General features: G+C 69.1%; 20 protein-coding genes and 1 other RNA gene. 13 read left to right on the top strand and 8 right to left on the bottom strand.

The genetic code is table 11. The features are described from left to right. The first annotated feature begins 35 nt into the window (after positions 1 to 35). Positions 36 to 392, top strand: a transfer-messenger RNA (tmRNA) gene (gene ssrA, locus RG19_RS17205). Positions 393 to 809: 417 nt separating this feature from the next. Continuing rightward, positions 810 to 1,724 carry an SDR family oxidoreductase gene (locus RG19_RS07400; RefSeq protein ID WP_058834718.1) on the top strand — a complete coding sequence of 305 codons (915 nt, stop codon included), beginning with the start codon at positions 810 to 812 and terminating at the stop codon, positions 1,722 to 1,724. A 108-nt stretch (positions 1,725 to 1,832) separates the two neighbouring features. On the opposite strand, the gene RG19_RS07405 is transcribed toward RG19_RS07400, so the two are convergent. From RG19_RS07405 to rpsF, 7 genes are all read right to left on the bottom strand, one after another. Then, positions 1,833 to 2,510: a YiaD family glycine zipper/OmpA-like lipoprotein gene (locus RG19_RS07405; RefSeq protein WP_058834719.1), complete on the bottom strand. Its 678-nt coding sequence runs from the start codon at positions 2,508 to 2,510 to the stop codon at positions 1,833 to 1,835. A 114-nt stretch (positions 2,511 to 2,624) separates the two neighbouring features. Further along, positions 2,625 to 4,061, bottom strand: coding sequence for a cryptochrome/photolyase family protein (locus RG19_RS07410; RefSeq protein WP_058834720.1), 1,437 nt, complete (start codon positions 4,059 to 4,061; stop codon positions 2,625 to 2,627). Positions 4,062 to 4,132: 71 nt separating this feature from the next. Further along, positions 4,133 to 5,266, bottom strand: coding sequence for an alanine racemase (gene alr / locus RG19_RS07415; protein WP_058834721.1), 1,134 nt, complete (start codon positions 5,264 to 5,266; stop codon positions 4,133 to 4,135). A gap of 84 nt (positions 5,267 to 5,350) precedes the next feature. Next, on the bottom strand, positions 5,351 to 6,766 hold the full coding sequence (locus tag RG19_RS07420) for a replicative DNA helicase (RefSeq protein ID WP_058834722.1): 1,416 nt from the start codon (positions 6,764 to 6,766) through the stop codon (positions 5,351 to 5,353). Positions 6,767 to 7,057: 291 nt separating this feature from the next. Further along, positions 7,058 to 7,525 (bottom strand): 50S ribosomal protein L9, encoded by a 468-nt coding sequence (gene rplI / locus RG19_RS07425; RefSeq protein ID WP_058834723.1) that lies wholly within the window; start codon positions 7,523 to 7,525, stop codon positions 7,058 to 7,060. A 137-nt stretch (positions 7,526 to 7,662) separates the two neighbouring features. Further along, complete coding sequence (gene rpsR, locus RG19_RS07430; RefSeq protein WP_058834724.1) at positions 7,663 to 7,893, bottom strand: 30S ribosomal protein S18; 231 nt, start codon at positions 7,891 to 7,893, stop codon at positions 7,663 to 7,665. Positions 7,894 to 7,904: 11 nt separating this feature from the next. Continuing rightward, positions 7,905 to 8,336: a 30S ribosomal protein S6 gene (gene rpsF / locus RG19_RS07435; RefSeq protein WP_058834725.1), complete on the bottom strand. Its 432-nt coding sequence runs from the start codon at positions 8,334 to 8,336 to the stop codon at positions 7,905 to 7,907. 563 nt (positions 8,337 to 8,899) lie between these two features. Between rpsF and RG19_RS07440 the strand changes: the two genes are divergently transcribed. After that, complete coding sequence (locus tag RG19_RS07440) at positions 8,900 to 10,453, top strand: hypothetical protein (protein ID WP_157515196.1); 1,554 nt, start codon at positions 8,900 to 8,902, stop codon at positions 10,451 to 10,453. A gap of 134 nt (positions 10,454 to 10,587) precedes the next feature. Here RG19_RS07440 and RG19_RS07445 read toward each other — a convergent pair whose 3' ends face one another. Beyond that, complete coding sequence (locus RG19_RS07445; RefSeq protein ID WP_058834727.1) at positions 10,588 to 10,929, bottom strand: HesB/IscA family protein; 342 nt, start codon at positions 10,927 to 10,929, stop codon at positions 10,588 to 10,590. 104 nt (positions 10,930 to 11,033) lie between these two features. Here RG19_RS07445 and asnS point away from each other — a divergent pair, with 104 nt between their 5' ends. From asnS to RG19_RS07495, 10 genes are all read left to right on the top strand, one after another. Beyond that, complete coding sequence (asnS, locus tag RG19_RS07450; RefSeq protein ID WP_058834728.1) at positions 11,034 to 12,434, top strand: asparagine--tRNA ligase; 1,401 nt, start codon at positions 11,034 to 11,036, stop codon at positions 12,432 to 12,434. A gap of 4 nt (positions 12,435 to 12,438) precedes the next feature. Beyond that, on the top strand, positions 12,439 to 12,624 hold the full coding sequence (locus RG19_RS07455; protein ID WP_058834729.1) for a hypothetical protein: 186 nt from the start codon (positions 12,439 to 12,441) through the stop codon (positions 12,622 to 12,624). A gap of 28 nt (positions 12,625 to 12,652) precedes the next feature. After that, a complete protein-coding gene (locus RG19_RS07460) occupies positions 12,653 to 12,952 on the top strand; it encodes a hypothetical protein (protein ID WP_058834730.1) in 300 nt (99 codons plus the stop codon). A gap of 67 nt (positions 12,953 to 13,019) precedes the next feature. Continuing rightward, a complete protein-coding gene (locus RG19_RS07465; protein WP_058834731.1) occupies positions 13,020 to 13,355 on the top strand; it encodes a hypothetical protein in 336 nt (111 codons plus the stop codon). An 84-nt stretch (positions 13,356 to 13,439) separates the two neighbouring features. Beyond that, positions 13,440 to 14,078 carry an FMN-binding negative transcriptional regulator gene (locus RG19_RS07470; protein ID WP_058834732.1) on the top strand — a complete coding sequence of 213 codons (639 nt, stop codon included), beginning with the start codon at positions 13,440 to 13,442 and terminating at the stop codon, positions 14,076 to 14,078. Between the two features lie 40 nt (positions 14,079 to 14,118). Continuing rightward, complete coding sequence (locus RG19_RS07475; protein ID WP_058834733.1) at positions 14,119 to 14,904, top strand: SDR family oxidoreductase; 786 nt, start codon at positions 14,119 to 14,121, stop codon at positions 14,902 to 14,904. A gap of 104 nt (positions 14,905 to 15,008) precedes the next feature. Next, on the top strand, positions 15,009 to 15,833 hold the full coding sequence (gene nei, locus RG19_RS07480; protein ID WP_058834734.1) for an endonuclease VIII: 825 nt from the start codon (positions 15,009 to 15,011) through the stop codon (positions 15,831 to 15,833). A gap of 67 nt (positions 15,834 to 15,900) precedes the next feature. Further along, positions 15,901 to 17,334: an aldehyde dehydrogenase gene (locus RG19_RS07485; protein ID WP_058834735.1), complete on the top strand. Its 1,434-nt coding sequence runs from the start codon at positions 15,901 to 15,903 to the stop codon at positions 17,332 to 17,334. Between the two features lie 20 nt (positions 17,335 to 17,354). Then, positions 17,355 to 18,029, top strand: a complete 675-nt coding sequence (gene can, locus RG19_RS07490; protein ID WP_058834736.1) for a carbonate dehydratase — start codon at positions 17,355 to 17,357, stop codon at positions 18,027 to 18,029. Next, entirely contained in the window at positions 18,022 to 18,489 is a 468-nt protein-coding gene (locus tag RG19_RS07495; protein WP_058834737.1) for a RidA family protein, read from the top strand. The genes can and RG19_RS07495 overlap by 8 nt, the downstream gene beginning before the upstream one ends. Positions 18,490 to 18,492 lie beyond the last annotated feature (3 nt).

Here is an 18,492-nt window from a genome sequence, read left to right on the forward strand (position 1 = left end):
TATACTGGCGCATGTCGGCGACAAACGACATTCCCGGGGGTGCATTGGCTTCGACGGGGGTCGCAAAGTTGTCTGGCGCATGCCGAGGGGGCAGCTTTCCTCGTTAATCCAGCGGCAAAACTCATAGTTGCCAACGACGACAACTACGCACTGGCCGCTTAAGGCCTAAGCCCCGAACCCATCTTGTGTCCGTGCTCGTGGGTGTAGGGTCATTATCACGGAATCGCCGGGGGTGGCTGCCTGTCAGCTCCTGGTCAACACAAAGCAGGCTGGTCCCGGGATGCGCTTCGCACACCGTGCTGTTCCGGGACGAGACTCAACGGTGAGCTAAGCATGTAGTGCTGGAAGCGGAGTGCCTTCGGACGGGGGTTCAATTCCCCCCACCTCCACCAATGACCGGTCCCTCAGGGGCCACAGAAGGCCGGAAACTCGCAGTGGAATGCGGTTTCCGGCCTTTTTCTTGTCCGTCCCAGTCCATGCGAGTCCGTTGCAGACCGTGAGACCGTGGGGGTGCATAAGGGGGTACATCGAGGTTCCCGCGCACTTCGTACCCTCCGGACGTCTCTGGTCGGCACCTGCCGCTCGCACCGCGGGACCACGGCGCTATCCCGGACCGGCGCGCCCGAACGCGGCTTCGCCTCTTCGTCGCCGCTGCAGGAACGGGCAAATTTCCGGTAGGTCTCGCCATATCGCGATGTCACCGGGCGGCCTAACGTTGGGGACATTGCGCAGCGGGTGCGGCCGATACGTCACACGGCCGCCTCGACATGCCGATGTCATCCCCCCGAGACGATCCAGGATCTTTCCCGATGAGCAGATGGACCACCAACGACATACCGTTGCAGGCCGGCCGGACAGCCGTGGTGACCGGGACCGGCGGGATCGGTTTCGAGATCGCACTCGCCCTGGCCCGGGCCGGAACGCGGGTGGTGATCGCCGGCCGCAACCCCGACAAGGGCGCCCAGGCGGTGGCCGCCATCCACCAGGCCATTCCCGCGGCCCAGGTGATGTTCGGCCAGGTCGATCTGGGCGACCTCGCCTCGATCGATGCCTTCGCGTATCGCCTGGCGCAGGAACAGGACAGCCTCGATATCCTGATCAACAATGCCGGCGTCATGAACCCGCCGACCCGGCGCGAGACCCGCGATGGGTTCGAGCTCCAACTCGGCACCAACCATCTCGGGCATTTCGCGCTGACGGCCGGTCTGCTCCCGCTGCTGAAGCGGGGAAACACCCCGAGGGTGGTATCGCTGAGCAGCGTGGCGGCCCGCGACGGCGCCATCGATTTCGACAACCTCCAGGCCGAACACGGCTACAAGCCGATGTCCGTCTACAGCCAGTCGAAGCTGGCGTGCCTGATGTTCGCGCTCGAGTTCGACCGGCGCAGCCAGGCGGGTGGCTGGGGCGTGGCGGGGATCGCCGCGCACCCTGGCGTCTCGCGTACCGACCTGCTGCCCAACGGCGCGGGGCGCACCAGCGCCGCGGGATTGGCCCGGCGATTCCTCTGGTTCCTGTTCCAGCCGGCCTCCCAGGGCGCATTGCCGGCGCTCTTCGCGGCCACCGACCCCGCCGCACGACGTGGTGCCTACTACGGACCCGACAGACTGGGCGAAACCCGTGGACACCCCACCGAAGCCAAGATGCCCAAGCAGGCCCTGGACGCCACCGTCGCGTCGCGGCTCTGGGAGGTGTCCCAGCGGCTGACGCGCACGTCGTTCGGGTAGAGGCTCCGCCCCTGCCGCTGCCCCCTCCCGCCTCGAACGAAAAAAGGGCCGCACGGAGCGGCCCTTCTTCGCTTACGCCACCCGTGAACGAGGCGACTGAAGCGACGTTTACTGCTGGATCGGCACCAGGGTGATCTCGACGCGGCGATTCTGCGCGCGACCGGCCTCGGTCCCGTTGTCGGCGATCGGACGGCTGAAGCCGGCGCCGACCGTGATCATCCGCTGCTGGTTGATGCCCTGCCCGCCCAAGTACTGCGACACGGCCTGCGCCCGGCGCTCGGACAACTGCTGGTTGTAGCTGGCGCTGCCCTGGTTGTCGGTATGGCCGGCGATCTCGATCACCGTCTGCTCGTACTGGCGCAGCGTGCTGGCGACGTTGTTGAGGACCGGATAGAACTGCGGCTGGATGTCGGCCTGGTCGAACCCGAAGGTCACGTTGCCCGGCATGTTGAGGGTGATGTTGTCGCCCTGGCGCACGACATCGACACCGGTGCCGGCCATCTGGCGGCGCAGCTCCGCTTCCTGGCGATCCTGGTAGGAGCCGACTGCGCCACCGGCGAGCGCCCCGACGCCGGCGCCGATCATCGCGTGCTGGCGACGCTCGGTCGCGCTGTCGCCGCTCAACAGACCGGCCACGGCACCGATGCCGGCGCCCACGAGCGCGCCGGTACGGGTGCGGTTCGGATCGTTCGGGTCGTTGGTCTGTCCGGTATAGCTGGCACAGCCGGTCATCAGCAGGGCGCTGGCGAGGGCGGCGGTCAGGCCGGTGGTCACTGACTTGCGCATGGTCGTCTCCCTTGAGGTCCGCCGGAACGTCCGGCTTGGTTGAAGTAGCGACCGCATCCTAGCCATGGCGGAGTGGCGGAGGGGTGACGGTATACGTCACCGGACACCACCCATTCATTTTTCCGGACGCCCGCGCGAAGACACCTTGCCGTAGGCATCGAGTGCCGCCTGCCGCCCTTCCGCGAGATCGACGATCGGCGCCTTGGGATAGCCGCGCAGGGACTTGAGCGCCGCCGCCGGCACCTCCCAGGGTGCGAGCCGATGACGCGCCGGCAGCGTTTCGAGCTCCGGCAACCAGCGCAACACGTAGGCCGCCTCGGGATCGAAGCGCTGCGCCTGGGTCAGCGGGTTGAACACCCGGAAGTACGGCGCCGCATCGGCACCGGTCCCGGCCACCCATTGCCAACCGAGCGTGTTGTTGGCCAGGTCGGCATCGACCAGCGTGTCCCAGAACCACCGCGCACCATGCCGCCAGTGGATGCGCATGTGCTTGGTCAGATAGCTGGCGACGATCATCCGTACCCGGTTGTGCATCCAGCCGGTATGCCAGAGCTCGCGCATCCCGGCATCGACGATCGGCACCCCGGTCCGCCCGCGCTGCCAGGCCTCCAGCCGCGCGCCCCGCGCCGGCGCCCACTGGAAATCCTCGAAGCGCGGGTTGAGGTTCTCGTCGACGGTCCGCGGGAAATGATGCAGCAGATGGTGGGCGAACTCGCGCCAGCCCAGTTCGGCGACGAAGGTCTTGCCGTCCTCCCCCGCATCGCGCTCTCGTGCGGCGTGTGCCACCCGGGCGATGGACACCTCGCCGAAATGCAGGTGTGGGGACAGCCGCGAGGTGCCACGCGCCGCCGGCAGATCGCGCGCACGGCCGTAGCCGTCCAGGCCTGCATCGAGGAAGTGCGTGAGCGCCGCACGCGCGCCCGGCTCGCCCGGGGTGAACCGATCCCAGCAGCCCGCGTCCCAGCCACGCGCCGGCCGCAGGTGCAGCCCGTCGAGCGGCACGCCGTGCGGAACCGCATCGTCGTCTTCGAGCGTCTCGAAGCGTGCCGGTGCATCCCACAATCGCGGCGCCCGCCATTGCCCCAGCGCGCGCTTCCAGAAGGGGGTGAAGACCTTGTACGGATCCCCCTGGCCGGTCTCGATCTCCCACGGCTCGAACAGCAAGGCGCCGTTGAAGCTCTCGGCGCGCAGGCCGCTGCGTCGCAGCGCGCGCTTGATCTCGGTGTCGCGTGCCTCGACGGCGGGCTCGTAGCGCCGGTTCCAGAACACCGCCTCGGCACCGACCGCTGCGCAGATCGACTCCAGTGTCGCCAGCGTCGGGCCATGGAAGCAGCGCAGTTGCGATCCGCGTTCGCGCAGACGGGCATCGAGCGCCGCCAGCGCGTGGTGCCGCCACGCATCCGAGGCCGCACCGGGGCGCCAGTCGCCCTCCTCGGCAGGCGCATGGATGTACACCATCAGCGGCACGTAGCCGCCGTCGATGGCGGCACGCAATGCCGGGTTGTCGTCGAGACGGAGGTCGTTGCGGAACCAGACGAGGGCGATCTGCATGCCGCAGTATCGATCAATCGGGTCGAAGCGGCGTCAAGCCGGTGTCGCGCCCGCCTCGGTCTGCCGCCGCGCTATGCCTCGACCGGCGGCAGATACTCACGCGGAATGCGGTCGTTGAGTCCGACCAGAAACTCGTACGGGATGATGCCGGCCGCCTCCGCCAGCGCTTCCACGCGCAACATCGCGCCGCGCTGCTCCCCGACCAGGATCACCTCGTCCTCGTTGAACGCGCTGTCGTGGCCGATGTCGACCATGAACTGGTCCATGCACACCCGCCCCACCACCGGGTAAAGGTGGCCGTGGATCAGCACCTGACCGCGCCCGGACAACGCGCGGGGATACCCGTCGCCATAACCGATCGGCACGGTCACCACGCGGGTATCGTCCGTCGGCGCCCAGGTCGCTCCGTAGCTCACGGTCCGGCCTGCGCGCACCACCTTGAAGTACACCACCCGCGAAACCAGCGACAGCGCCGGCGCCACTTCCACTGTCGCGCGTGCTGCCGGATCCGGCAGGACGCCGTAGAGCATGATCCCCGGCCGCACCAGATCGAGATGGGTCGCGGGCGCATGCAGGATGCCGCCCGAGTTCGCCAGATGGCGCAATGGCATGCGCGCCCCGATCCTGTCGAAATGAGCGCACGCCTCGAGAAAGCGCTCCAGCTGAAGCGCCGTCATCGCCGAGGTCGGATCGTCCGCGCAGGCCAGGTGCGAGTAGATACCCTTGATCTCGCACCAGCGCGACGCCACCGCGGCCTCCACGAAGGCAGCGGCCGAGTAATGGTGTACCCCGATCCGCTCCATGCCGGTGTCCACCTTCAGGTGCACCACCGCGCGTGTGCCCATGGCCTCGGCGGCCGCCTCGACCTGCCGGAGCTTGTCGAGCGACGACACCGTGATCTCCAGGTCGTGGGCCAGGAACTGCCCGACCTGCGGCCCGAAGATGCCGCCCAGCACCAGGATCGGCACCGTGATCCCTGCGCGGCGCAGCGCGACGCCTTCCTCCAGGAACGCCACCCCCAACTGATCGACGCCGGCCTGCTGCAATCGCCGCGCGACCGGCACCAGCCCATGCCCGTAGGCGTTGGCCTTGACGATCGCCATCGCCGGCGTCCCGGTATGCGTGCGGATACGGTCGAGATTACCGGCGATGCGGTCGAGATCGACCACGATCCGGGTCGGGCGCTGGTCGACGGAGATCGTCATAGCGCGGCGCCCACCCCTTCGAGACGGAGGGCGTGATGTCCGGGAGTGAGCATGGAAACGGATTGTAGCCGTGTGCGCCTGCGGCTACTCGAAGCTGCCCATCGCGTCGTTGGCGAGGTTGTCGAACCGGGTGTACTCGCCGAAGAAGCGCAGCTTGAACGACCCGGTCGGGCCGCTTCGGTGCTTGCCGATGATGACCTCGGCCAGGCCCTTGTCGGGCGAGTTTTCCTTGTTGTAGTACTCGTCGCGGTAGATGAAGATGATCATGTCCGCGTCCTGCTCGATGGCGCCCGACTCGCGCAGGTCGGCCATCACCGGGCGCTTGTCGGTACGCGATTCCAGCGAGCGGTTGAGCTGCGACAACGCGATCACCGGCACATTGAGCTCCTTGGCCAGACCCTTGAGCGAACGCGAGATCTCGGAGATTTCGGTCGCGCGGTTCTCGCTGTTGCCCGGCACCTGCATCAACTGCAGGTAGTCGATGACGATCAGGCCCAGGTCGTGCTCGCGCTTCAGCCGGCGCGACTTCGCCCGCAGCACGTCGGGGGACAGGCCCGGCGTGTCGTCGATGAAGATCTTCGATTCCTTGAGCATGCGGATCGCCGCGGTCACGCGGCTCCAGTCCTCGTCCTCCAACTGGCCGGTCCGCAGGCGGGTGGCGTTGATGCGGCCGTTGGACGAGATCAGGCGCAGCGCGAGCTGGCTGGCCGACATTTCCATCGAGAACACCGCCACCGCCTTCTTCGACTTCAGCGCGGCGTACTCGGCGATGTTGAGCGCCAGCGTGGTCTTGCCCATGGCCGGGCGCGCCGCCAGGATCAGCAGGTCGGTGGGCTGCAGGCCCGAGGTCATCTGGTCGAAGGCCTCGTAACCGGTCGGCAGGCCGGTGATGCCGTCGCCGTTGGCGAAGCGGGTCTGCAGCACGTCGAAGGCTTCGGCCATCGCCTTGTTGATGGCGGTGAAATCGGTGCGACCGCGCGCGCCGGCCTCGGCGATCGCGAACACCTGCTGCTCGGCCTTGGAGAGGATCTCGCTGGAGTCGCGGCCCTCGGGCTGGAACCCGTCGTTGACGATCTCGGTGCCGACGTCGATCAGCTGCCGCATCACCGCCTTGTCGCGCACGATCTCGGCGTAGGCACGGATGTTGGCCGCCGACGGCGTGGTGCTGACCAGCTCGATCAAGTAGGCGCCGCCGGCGACCTGCTCGGAGGCACCCTGCGATTCGAACCACTCGCCCAGGGTGACCGCATCGAACGGCCGGTTACGCTCGGCCAGCTCGCGGATCGCGCGGAAGATCAACTGGTGGTCACGCCGGTAGAAGTCGTTGTCGACCAGCATGTCGGCGACGCGGTCGAACGCCTCCGGTGCCAGCATCAGGCCACCGAGGACCGCCTGCTCCGCCTCCACCGATTGCGGCGGCAGCCGCAGCTGGTCGATACGGACGTCGTGTTCGTGACCGCCGCGGTCGCCGCGGTCGCTGAAACGGGGTCGAGCGGACATCGGGATTCGAACTCCTGTGGCGGTACGCGGCACCCGGTCGTGCCATGGCGAGCGCCGGGTCGACATCGTAGTCGCCCTGGGCTCGGGGGGGTGCAGACAACTCTGTTGACGAGCTGTGGATAACCTGGGGAGATCGCACAGGCCGCGACGCCACCCGGGTCCGGGCACGGCGGCGGCGATCGTCCGTCCGGTCCGGGCCGCGCCCGGCGATCCACACGGGGCCGGGACCACCCCCCGAAAACAAGACGGGCGCCTCTCGGCGCCCGTCCCGTCGAACCGGAAACGCGCGGATCAGACCGCGACGGCTTCCTGCTCGATGACCACCTTGACGGTGGTTTCGACGTCGGCCAGCAGATGCACGACCACTTCGTACTCGCCCACGTGGCGAATCGGACCTTCGCCCATCACCACTTCGGACTTGTTGAACTCCACGCCCGACTGCGCCGACAGCGCCTCGGCGATGTCGCGGTTGGTGATCGAGCCGTACAGCTTGCCTTCCGACGACGCGTTGGCCTTCAGCGAGACGGTGAAGTCCTCGGCCTCGATCTTCGACAGGCGCACGCTCGCGGCGTCGTGCTGGTCCTTGGCCTTGGCCTCGTACTCGGCGCGCTTGGCCTCGAACGCGGCCAGGTTGCCGGCGGTCGCCGGCACGGCCTTGCCCTGCGGGACGAGGAAGTTGCGGCCGTAGCCCGGCTTCACCTCGACGGTGTCGCCGAGATTGCCGAGGTTGGTGATCTTCTGCAGCAGGATCAGTTTCATGGGATTGCTCCGTGTTCGTTAGTGGCCCGACGCCGGCAATGCGGCGCGCGTGACCACAACGGGTGCTGTCCGAAACGGACGGAAACGTCTTACGGGACGCGCGCCCGCACCGACAGGTGCGGACGCGGCGGCAACCATCAGACGTTGTGGTTGTCGGTGTACGGGATCAGGGCGAGATAGCGGGCACGCTTGACCGCGGTCGCCAGCTGGCGCTGGTAGCGCGACTTGGTGCCGGTGATGCGGCTCGGCACGATCTTGCCGTTCTCGGTGATGTTCTGGCGCAGGGTGTTGAGATCCTTGTAGTCGATCTCCTTCACACCCTCGGCGGTGAACTTGCAGTACTTGCGGCGACGGAAGAACTTGGACATGTCAGGGCTCCTCAGGCGGCTTCGGCGTTGTCGTCGGCCTTGTCGGCCTTCGGGGCATCATCACCGGCGGTGTCGTCATCGCGACGGCGACGCTCGGGGCGCTCGGGCTTGTCGCCCTTGTCGTCCTTGTTCTTCATGATCAGGGACTGTTCGGTGACCGCTTCGTCCTGGCGGATCACCAGGTGGCGCAGGATCGCGTCGTTGAAGCGGAAGGTCTCGACCAGTTCGTCGAGCACCGACTGGTCGGCCTCGATGTTGAACAGCACGTAGTGCGCCTTGACCAGGTTGTTGATCGGGTAAGCCAGCTGACGGCGGCCCCAGTCTTCCTGGCGGTGGATGGTGCCGTTGCCGGTCTGGACGATCGAGGTGTAACGCTCGACCATCGCCGGCACCTGCTCGCTCTGGTCCGGATGGACCAGGAACACGATTTCGTAGTGACGCATGGTGGTTCCTTTCGGTTATCGGCCGCGCGGCGATGCCGTGCGGTGTGGACAGCCCCCCGTCGTGGGTCCAGCAGGACACGCGGTGGAGCAAGGGCTTCCGGGGCTGGACGCGAGGCCCAGAGACACAGGAAGCCTAGCATTTTCGCAGACCCGGCGCCCCACGGCAACGGGCAGGCAGCCCGGGCGCCCGGACCCGCGGGGTATCGCGTCGGCCGGTCTTCCGGCTGCCGGGCGCGCGCTCGGCCCGGACGCGCCCGAGCGTGCCCGCCCGACGCCGGTGAACGCTGCGTCGATTCGGCCCTGCGCTGGCGCGTGGCCATCTTCACGCACGTATTCAGATCCGGCGCCCCACCGCCCCCCCGGGCTGTGCCCGACCCTCGATTTACGGCCGCCCAGGCGATGCGCGACCGCACCGCACCGCGCAGTCATGCATCGATAACGGACTTGTCATGGCGCTGGAGTGCGGCCACGGGCGGGCTCAGGGCAGCGTCTTCGCTTCCGTGCCACTGCCCCCGAGCGGCCGGCCCATCACCCGACGCCCACCGCTTCCAAGGAGACCTCCGATGTCCTGTCGCTCCGTGCCGGCGCTGTCTCGGCGCCCCGTATCCGCGCTCGCCGCGGCGCTCGCGCTCGTTCTGATCCCCACATTGGCTCACGCCGCACCGCCGACCTTGACCGACCTCGGCGCCCATCACTACGTGCAGGACGTCTCCGACGATGGCGCGGTGGCGGTCGGGCTGTTCGACGATCGGGACACGGGGACCATCGGCGTCTCGCGATGGACAGAGACTGGCGGCACCGACGTCATCGGCGGGCTGGGACGGAACCCCGGCGCCGGATCGCCGGCGGTTTCGGCCGACGGCAGCAGGATCGCGGCCACCGTGAGCGGCGACGTCACCACGGCCGCCTTCTGGAGCGAAGCCGAAGGTTGGCAACCCATCGACGGCCTCGGTTTCCTGCCGCCTTATCCGGGCTGGGGCACCTACGCCAATGCCATTTCCGCCGACGGCCAGCGCCTTGCCGGCGGCACCATCGCCGCCCCGGTGACCCTGGGGCGCATGCGTGCCTTCAGCTACAACCCCGACGATTGGCAAGACCGCTGGTCCGATTTCGGCTGGCAGGAACTGCCGCTGCTGCGCAAGGGCAGCTTCTCCGAAGCGACCGCCATCTCCAACGACGGCACCGTACAGGCGGGCCGCTCGACCACCGGCATCAGCAGCGCGTTCCGGGCGGTCATGTGGAAAGACGGCCGGGTCAGCGAGCTTCCTGGCTACGGCGACGACCACCTCGGCGGCGAGAGCGTGGCCTGCAATGGCGACTGTTCGGTGATCGTCGGCGGCGGTGGCGGCAACAGCGCGTTCGCGCCCGTGCTCGCATGGCGCTACCGCCCGGCCGACGTCCGCCGGCCGGCCTGCCATCTTCAACCGCACGCCGACGCACCGCGCGACGCACTGCGCTACTACGCGCGCAGCACCAGCGAAGACGGCAACGTGATCGTCGGTTCGTACCACTACAACCAGGTCTCGGACGATGGCTGGATCAGGAATCTGTCGAAGGGATTCATCTGGATCGGCGATGCCACGGGCGGCACCATGCACGATCTCCAGGGCTATCTCACGCGTCTCGGGCAACCCGGCCTCGCGGGCTGGCAGGACCTGAACGCCACCGGCCTGTCGGCGGATGCGCGTTACCTGGTCGGCTGGGGCGTGGACGCCGCGGGCACCCCGCGCGGTTGGCGCGTCGACTTCGGCGGAGCACCCCGCGCAACCGGCGGAGCCGAGGACCGCACCCGCTGCCCGACCAGCCTGAAGCCCCCGCATGCGCACCTCGCCTCCGCGCCCGCAGCGGAGGCCGACGACTTCCGAGAAACCCCGGAGGGCCGCTTCGGCGACGGGGCCGGCACCGAGTACGTCCTGCGCAACGACGGCATGCGCCTGACCGGCGCGATGGCGGGCAGGAATGAGACGACGGAACTCCTCCCGCTGGGCGGAGGACGCTATCTGACGCCGGGGCAAGGGGTGTTGACCGTGACCCACGACACACGGGGACTGGTCACCGGCATCGAGTCCCTGCGGCCCGATGGCGGCCGCCGTCGGCTCGAGCGGATTGCGGACTGAGGCATCGCCTCCGGAGTCCGTTCCGGCGCCGGGACGGAGCCGGTCCATGCACCGGGCCCAGGCACGCCGTACATGCGCCGCCGGAGGGCGACGAGAGATGATGACGTCGCCGGACGGGGCCGACGCGCAGCGCCTCAGATGGCCTTGTCGGCGTCGGTGGTGAAGCTCTCGCCGCACCCGCACTCGGCGGCCGCATTCGGGTTGTGGAACACGAACTCGTGGTTCAGTCCCTTCTGCGCGAAGTCGATCCGGGTACCATCGACCATCGGCTGGCTGACGGCATCGACATAGATGCGCAGCCCGTCCTGCTCGCTCACGGTGTCGCCCGCGCGCTCCTCGTGCGCGAGATCCACCACGTAGCCCCAGCCGGAACAGCCGGTCTTCTCGACACCGAAACGGATGCCGAGGACACCGGGAGTGCCCGCGACGAAACGGCGGGCGCGGTCGAGGGCGGCGGGTGCGAGGAAGATGGCCATGGATCGATTCTAGCTCCGGACATGCTGCGACGCCTTAGTCGGCGCTGACTTTTCGGTAGACTGCTGCGTTCCGATATCGGTTCCATCAGCACGGGATTCAAGGCATGACGACGGTGAGCGTGGCACAGGCGCTGGCGGGCAAGGTGCCCGAGGGCGGCGAAGTGACGGTGCGTGGCTGGGTGCGGACCCGGCGCGACTCCAAGGCCGGGCTCAGCTTCGTCAACGTGAGCGACGGCTCCGGCTTCCATCCGATCCAGGTGGTGGCATCGTCGAGCCTGTCCAACTACGACGCCGAAGTGAAGCGGCTGACCGCGGGCTGCGCGGTGATCGCCACCGGCACGCTGGTGCGTTCGCAGGGCCAGGGCCAGCAGTTCGAGATCCAGGCCGCGCACGTCGAGGTCGTCGGCTGGGTGGAAGACCCCGAGACCTACCCGATCCAACCGAAGGCGCATTCGTTGGAGTTCCTGCGCGAGGTCGCGCACCTGCGTCCGCGGACCAACCTCTTCGGCGCGGTCACCCGCATCCGCGATTGCCTCGCCAAGGCGGTGCACCGCTACTTCCACGAGCACGGCTACTACTGGATCAGCACGCCGATCGTCACCACCTCCGACGCCGAGGGCGCCGGGCAGATGTTCCGGGTCTCCACGCTGGACCTCGCCAACCTGCCCCGAGACGCACAGGGCGGGGTGGATTTTTCCCGCGACTTCTTCGGTCGCGAGGCGTTCCTGACCGTTTCCGGTCAGCTCAACGTCGAGGCCTACTGCCTGGCGATGTCCAAGGTCTACACCTTCGGCCCGACCTTCCGCGCCGAGAACAGCAACACCACCCGCCACCTGGCGGAGTTCTGGATGGTCGAACCCGAGATCGCCTTCGCCGACCTGGCCGAGAACGCACGCGTGGCCGAGGATTTCCTCAAGTATCTGTTCCGCGCGGTACTCGACGAGCGCGGCGACGACATGGGTTTCATCGCCGAGCGCGTGCAGAAGGACGCGATCGAGCGCCTGGAGAAGTTCGTCAACGCCCCGTTCGAGCGCATCGAGTACGGCGACGCCATCGAGCTGCTGCGCAACTCCGGCCACCGTTTCGAGTTTCCGGCCGAATGGGGTCTGGACCTGCAGACCGAGCACGAGCGCTGGCTCACCGAGCAGCACGTCGGCCGCCCGGTGGTGGTGACCAATTACCCCGAGCACATCAAGGCGTTCTACATGCGCCTCAACGACGACGGTCGCACCGTGGCCGCGATGGATGTGCTGGCGCCGGGCATCGGCGAGATCATCGGCGGTGCCCAGCGCGAGGAGCGTCTGGACGTGCTCGACACCCGCATGGACCAGTTCGGTCTCGATCGCGAGCACTACGACTGGTACCGCGATTTCCGCCGCTACGGCAGCGTGCCGCACGCCGGCTTCGGCCTCGGTTTCGAGCGCCTGGTGGTGTACGTGTGCGGGCTGTCCAACATCCGCGACGCCATCCCCTACCCGCGCGCACCGGGCCACGCGGAGTTCTGATCGCATGGCTCTGCTGGCCGGGGTCGTCGCCATGATCGTTGCCGGGATCGTCGCCGGCCCGCGTACGCCGCAGCAAGCGGGTCCCGGCGGGGTCAAGACGATCGTGCGGCATCGCCGACCGGCGCGTGCGCCGATCCTGGCCGCAGGATCCAGCCTCGTCTCCGCGGTCGCCGCGGCCTGGGCGCGTTGATGTCGTCCGTTTTCACCGGGAGTCCGCCTTGACCCTGTTCTTCGCCCTGGTCTTCGTCGGCGTCGCCATCGGCGGCGGCTGCGCCTTCGTCATTTTCTGGCCGCTGTCGCTGGTGCACCTGCGCGAGCGCGAACCGGCGATCCGCGCCAAGCTGGGCGAGAGCCCGTTTCTGAGCCCATCGGCACTGCGCTGGCTGCTGTCGGGCGACTACCGCGAAGTGCGCGACCGGCGCTTCACCGGCCTGGCCACGCCGGCGCGCATCGCCCTGGTGGTCACCGTATGCGGCGTCGTCATGGCGGCGATGCTGGCGCTCTGGGCGCTGAGCTGATCCGAACGACCGCGCGCCGGGCACGGCCGCCACCCGTTTCAGAGGAACCCGTTCAGAGGAACCCGTCATGCACCACGACATCCGCAATCCCGCCGTCGACGACAGCTACGACGAATGGTGGCTGGCCAGCCTCGGCCGCACCGTGGTCTGGGCCCGCCTGCGCGTGCGCGTCGGCGGTACCGCCGAAGTCTTCGACAGCGACGGCAACACCTTGTCCTACGACAGCGAGGACACCGCTCGGGCCGCCCTGCTCGACGCCGAATTCGTCGGCTACGACGGCCTCGACGAGGACGACGCCCTCGCCCGCGGATTCTCCCTGAACGAGCTGGCGCCGCCCCAGGCTGAGGACGACGACCGGCTGCGGCCGCTGATGGTGCGCGCACTGGCGGGCGGCAACGCCTGACCGCCCTGCGGCGGATCGACAGCGCCCACCGCGCCGACGCGCCGGTCCCGGCCCCGCACACCTTCGACCCTTCGAGGGAGACCCATGCACACCCCCGCTGCATTCGCGGTCGCCGACCTCGCCGCACTCGATGCGCTGCTCTCGAACGATCCCTTCGTCACCCTGGTCACCGTCGAGGCGGATGGCACGCCATGCGCCACGCAGTTGCCGGTCCTGTACCGGCGCGAGGCCGGGGCCGTGCTGATCGAAGGCCACTGGGCGCGGCCGAATCCGCAATCGTGCCATGCCGGCTCGGCGCTGCTGATCGTGCAGGGGCCGCACGCCTACGTCTCGCCGGGCTGGTACCCGGACAAGGAGGCCGCGTCGCGCGTGCCGACGTGGAACTACGCGACCGCTCACCTCACCGGCACCCTGGAACGCTTCGACGACGAGCCCGGTCTCGCCGATCTGGTGGTGCGCACCAGCGGTGCGTTCGAGGCCCGCGTCGGCGGCGACTGGCGATTCGATCCGATGGCCCCGCGCTTCCGGCGCCAGCTCGCCGGCATCGTCGGCTTCCGCTTCGTGCCCGGGCGCATCGTCATCAAGCACAAGCTGAGCCAGAATCATCCCGAGGCGAACCGGCGCGCGGTCTCCGCGGCGCTGGCCACAGGCGACGCGGGCGCACGCGACGTGGCCGCGTTGATGCGCGCCACACTGCCGTCGAACGCACCCGCCACCGACTGACCCGCCACGCGAACCGGACACCGGACTTCAGGAGCCCCGTATGGACCTCGACCTCACCGGCAGGCACGCCCTCGTGTGCGGCGCTTCCGAAGGCATCGGCCGCGCCGCCGCGCACGAGCTCGCCGCGCTCGGCGCCCGCATCACCGTGCTCGCACGCCGCGAGGCGGCATTGCGCGACGTCGTCCGGGCGTTGCCCGCATCGGCCGGGCAACAGCACGACGTCTGCGTCGCCGACCTGGCCGATGCCACGTCGCTGCGAGGCACGCTGCAGGCGCTGGTCGCACGGCAGCCGGTCGACATCCTGATCAACAACACCGGCGGCCCGCCCGGCGGCAGTGCGCACGAGGCCGCCGCGGAGGCCTACCTGGAGGCGTTCACCCGCCATCTCGTCGCCGGGCAGACCCTCGTCCAGGCGGTCCTGCCGCACATGCGCACGCAGCGCTGGGGCCGCATCGTCAACGTGGTCTCGACCTCGGTGCGCGAGCCGATTCCCGGCCTGGGCGTGTCCAACACCGTACGCGGTGCCGTCGCCGGCTGGGCCAAGACGCTGTCGCGCGAACTCGGTCCCGACGGCATCACCGTCAACAATGTGCTGCCGGGCTTCACCGAGACCGCTCGGATCGACCAGATCGTTCGCGAGCGCGCCGCCCGCGAGTCCCGCGACGAAGCCGCCGTCCGCGCCGACATGGCGGCGAGCGTCCCTGCGCGGCGCTTCGCCCGGCCCGAGGAGACCGGCGGCGTGATCGCGTTTCTGTGCTCGCCGGCGGCGGCCTACGTCACCGGCGTCAGCCTGCCGGTGGACGGCGGACGGATGGCCTCGATCTGATCGACCCGATCCTGTCGGGTTCGCGCTGATCCGCAACACACGGGTGCCGGAGCGCCCCGCGCTGCGCTCACCCGCCGCCGACGCGGGGCCTGCTTCGATGCCGAATGCCTGAAGGTCCCGAAACCCACGCCCTCGCCGACCGCCTGCGGCAGATACTCGTCCGCCGCAAGATCCTCGACGTCGGTTTCCTGGCCCCGGCACTGCGCAAGGAATCCGCTGCACTCACCGGCCAGCGCGTGCGCGGCGTCGACGCGCGCGGCAAGGCGCTGCTGACCCGGTTCGGGAACGGTCTGGTGCTGTACACGCACAGCCACCTGTTCGGGTTCTGGCGGATCGAGGCGCGCGGATGCGAGCACGACACCGCGACCGCGCCGCGGGTGTTGCTGCGGACCCGCACGCACAGCGTGCGCCTGTTCGCCGCACCGTCGGTGCGGGTGGTCGACGAGCGGCAGGTCGAGACGATCCCCTATCTGGCCGGGCTGGGTCCCGACGTGCTCGCCCCCGGGACGACGGCCGCCACGCTGGCGACCCGCACCGGACAGCCGCCGTTCGCGCGCAGGCCCCTGGCCGCGCTGCTGCTCGATCAAGGCTTCGCCGCCGGCATGGGCAACTATCTGCGCTCAGAGGTGCTGTTCGCCGCGCGCCTGTCGCCGCACCGTATCGCCGGCACCCTCGATCGCAACGAAGCGGCACGGCTGGGGCGTGCCCTGCTCGCCGTCCCGCGCCGGTCCTATCGCGCACAGCTCGAACGCGCCGAAGTGAAGCCGGATCTCGTTTCCGGCAAAGCGTATCTGGCCGATACACCGTCGTCGTTCCGCTTCCGGATGTTCGAGCGGGACGGCGAGGCATGCCCCAGGTGCGGCGGCCCCGTGCGGCAAGAGCGGCTGGCGCAGCGACGCCTGTACTGGTGTCCGCACTGCCAGCACTGAGCGGCCATACGCCGACGCACGGCGGCGCCGGATGGGGCTCGGCCGATGGGCCGGTTAAGCTGTAGGGATGTTGCGCTTCGGCCATCTCATCGACGGACAGACCCGCGACGGCAGCCGCCGGCTCGAGGTTTTCGAGCCGGCGCGCGCGACGCCCTACGCGCAGGTCGCGGACGGAACCGCCGCCGACGTGCACGACGCGGTCACCGCGGCCGGGCGCGCCTTCCCCGAATGGAGCCGTTGGCCGGCCGAGCGCCGTGCGCGCTGCCTGGAGCGGCTGGCCGATGCGCTGGAGCAACGTGCGGGCGACTTCGCCCATGCCGAATCGCGCGATGGCGGCAAGCCTTACGCGCTGGCGCACGACGCCGAGATTCCGCGCGCGATCGCCAACCTGCGCTTCTTCGCCCACGCCGCCACCCAGTTCGCCAGCGAAAGCCATCACGGCCAGGCCGGTCTCAACTACACCCTGCGGCTGCCGCTGGGCGTGGTCGGCACGATCTCGCCGTGGAACCTGCCGCTGTATCTGTTCACCTGGAAGATCGCCCCCGCGCTGGCCGCCGGCAATACGGTGGTGGCCAAGCCCTCCGAGGTGACGCCCGCGACCGCCGCGATGCTCGGCGCGCTGGTGCGCGATGCGGGTTTCCCGGACGGTGTGCTCAACATCGTCCACGGTCGCGGCGAGACGGTGGGCGAGGCACTGGTGACGCATCCGCAGGTCCGCGCGGTGTCGTTCACCGGCAGCACCGCGGTGGGGCGGCGCATCGCCGGTCTCGCCGCTCCGATGCTGAAGAAGCTCTCGCTGGAACTGGGCGGCAAGAATCCCACCCTGGTCTTCGCCGACAGCGATTGGGAGACCCACCTGGACACCCTGGTGCGCTCCGCCTTCCAGAACAGCGGCCAGATCTGCCTGTGCGGTTCGCGGCTGCTGATCGAGCGCGGCATCGCGCATCGCTTCCGGGATGCCTTCATCGAGCGTGTGCGCGCGCTGCCGGTCGGCGATCCGATGGACCCCGCCGTGCGCGTCGGCCCGCTGGTGTCGCGCGCGCACTTCGACAAGGTGACCTGGGCCATCGAGCGCGCACGCGCCGAGGGCGCACGGGTGCTGTGCGGCGGTGGGCCGCTGGATCGCCCCGGCTGGTTCGTCGCACCGACCGTACTCGACGGCCTCGGCCCGGACGCCGCGACCAACCGGGAGGAAATCTTCGGGCCGGTGGTCACCCTGCAGTCCTTCGAGCGCGACACCGAAGCGCTCGCGCTCGCCAACGCCTCGGACTACGGGCTCGCCGCCAGCGTGTGGACGCGCGATCTCGACCGCGCGCACCGCTTCGCCGCGCATCTGCAGGCGGGCATCGTCTGGATCAACAGCTGGCTGGTCCGCGATCTGCGCACGCCGTTCGGCGGAACGGGTCACTCCGGGCTCGGCCGCGAAGGCGGCCTCGAGGCGATGCGTTTCTTCACCGAGCCGAAGAACGTCGGCCTGTCATTCGAACACCGTCTGCTCTAGCACTCTGGGATAATCGCACCATGGGCGAACTCGACAACCTCCTCCAACGCAACCGCGACTGGGCCGAGCGCGTGCTGCGCGACGACCCGGAATTCTTCCACCGTCTGGAAAACCAGCAGACGCCGCGCTATCTGTGGATCGGCTGTTCCGATTCGCGGGTGCCGGCCAACCAGATCCTCGGCCTCGATCCCGGCGAGGTGTTCGTCCACCGCAACGTCGCCAACGTGCTGTCGCACGGCGACCTCAACGCATTGTCGGTGATCCAGTTCGCGGTCGACGTGTTGAAGGTCGAGCACGTCCTGCTGGTCGGTCATTACGGCTGCGGCGGCGTGCATGCGGCGATGACCGGCGCACGCGTGGGCCTGGTCGACAACTGGCTGCGGCACGTGTCCGACATCAACCACAAACATGCCGACCTGCTGGGTTCGGTCGCCGACGAACGCCTGCGGCATGCGCGCCTGTGCGAGCTCAACGCCATCGAACAGGCGCTCAACATCTGCCAGACCACGGTGGTGCGCGACGCCTGGGCACGCGGGCAGAAGCTGGCCGTGCACGGCTGGGTCTACGCGCTGGGCGACGGCCGCGTGCGCGAACTCGGCATGGATGTGACATCGGTGGAGCAGATCGGCCCGGCCTACGCCGCGGCAGTGGCGGATGTGGCCCGGGTGGCGGCGCAGGGCCGCCGCGATGACTGAGGCCGTCCAGGCCGGGGCCGCACCGCGCCCGGTCGGGCGGTATCCGCATGCCCGCCGCGTGGGCGACCTGTTGTTCCTGTCCGGCCTCGGCCCGCGCGACCCGGCCAGCGACGGCGTTCCCGGCAACGTACTCGACGACCACGGCCGGGTCGTCGCGCACGACATCGCGGCGCAGACCCGCGCGGTGTTCGCCAACGTGCGCACCGTCCTCGAGGCCAGCGGCGCCCGTTGGGAAGACCTGGTGGACGTCACCGTCTATCTCACCGACATGGCCGGCGACTTCGACGGCTACAACGCGGTCTGGGCCGAAGCATTTCCCGATCCCGCAGGCGCACCGTGCCGGACCACGCTGGGCATCGATGCGCTGCCGACGCCGATCGCCATCGAGCTGAAGTGCGTGGCGGCCGTCGGCCCGAACACCGCCCTCGCCGCACGGGCGATCGAACCGTCGAAGGAGTAGACC

The organism is Luteimonas abyssi (assembly GCF_001482195.1).
Lineage (GTDB): Bacteria > Pseudomonadota > Gammaproteobacteria > Xanthomonadales > Xanthomonadaceae > Luteimonas > Luteimonas abyssi.

Excerpts from the sequence above, each read along its gene's own strand:
- RG19_RS07400 (WP_058834718.1), top strand. The coding sequence starts at position 810 with ATGAGCAGATGGACCACCAACGACATACCGTTGCAGGCCGGCCGGACA.
- RG19_RS07405 (WP_058834719.1), bottom strand. The coding sequence starts at position 2,510 with ATGCGCAAGTCAGTGACCACCGGCCTGACCGCCGCCCTCGCCAGCGCC.
- RG19_RS07410 (WP_058834720.1), bottom strand. The coding sequence starts at position 4,061 with ATGCAGATCGCCCTCGTCTGGTTCCGCAACGACCTCCGTCTCGACGAC.
- alr (WP_058834721.1), bottom strand. The coding sequence starts at position 5,266 with ATGACGATCTCCGTCGACCAGCGCCCGACCCGGATCGTGGTCGATCTC.
- RG19_RS07420 (WP_058834722.1), bottom strand. The coding sequence starts at position 6,766 with ATGTCCGCTCGACCCCGTTTCAGCGACCGCGGCGACCGCGGCGGTCAC.
- rplI (WP_058834723.1), bottom strand. The coding sequence starts at position 7,525 with ATGAAACTGATCCTGCTGCAGAAGATCACCAACCTCGGCAATCTCGGC.
- rpsR (WP_058834724.1), bottom strand. The coding sequence starts at position 7,893 with ATGTCCAAGTTCTTCCGTCGCCGCAAGTACTGCAAGTTCACCGCCGAG.
- rpsF (WP_058834725.1), bottom strand. The coding sequence starts at position 8,336 with ATGCGTCACTACGAAATCGTGTTCCTGGTCCATCCGGACCAGAGCGAG.
- RG19_RS07440 (WP_157515196.1), top strand. The coding sequence starts at position 8,900 with ATGTCCTGTCGCTCCGTGCCGGCGCTGTCTCGGCGCCCCGTATCCGCG.
- RG19_RS07445 (WP_058834727.1), bottom strand. The coding sequence starts at position 10,929 with ATGGCCATCTTCCTCGCACCCGCCGCCCTCGACCGCGCCCGCCGTTTC.
- asnS (WP_058834728.1), top strand. The coding sequence starts at position 11,034 with ATGACGACGGTGAGCGTGGCACAGGCGCTGGCGGGCAAGGTGCCCGAG.
- RG19_RS07455 (WP_058834729.1), top strand. The coding sequence starts at position 12,439 with ATGGCTCTGCTGGCCGGGGTCGTCGCCATGATCGTTGCCGGGATCGTC.
- RG19_RS07465 (WP_058834731.1), top strand. The coding sequence starts at position 13,020 with ATGCACCACGACATCCGCAATCCCGCCGTCGACGACAGCTACGACGAA.
- RG19_RS07470 (WP_058834732.1), top strand. The coding sequence starts at position 13,440 with ATGCACACCCCCGCTGCATTCGCGGTCGCCGACCTCGCCGCACTCGAT.
- RG19_RS07475 (WP_058834733.1), top strand. The coding sequence starts at position 14,119 with ATGGACCTCGACCTCACCGGCAGGCACGCCCTCGTGTGCGGCGCTTCC.
- nei (WP_058834734.1), top strand. The coding sequence starts at position 15,009 with ATGCCTGAAGGTCCCGAAACCCACGCCCTCGCCGACCGCCTGCGGCAG.
- RG19_RS07485 (WP_058834735.1), top strand. The coding sequence starts at position 15,901 with ATGTTGCGCTTCGGCCATCTCATCGACGGACAGACCCGCGACGGCAGC.
- can (WP_058834736.1), top strand. The coding sequence starts at position 17,355 with ATGGGCGAACTCGACAACCTCCTCCAACGCAACCGCGACTGGGCCGAG.
- RG19_RS07495 (WP_058834737.1), top strand. The coding sequence starts at position 18,022 with ATGACTGAGGCCGTCCAGGCCGGGGCCGCACCGCGCCCGGTCGGGCGG.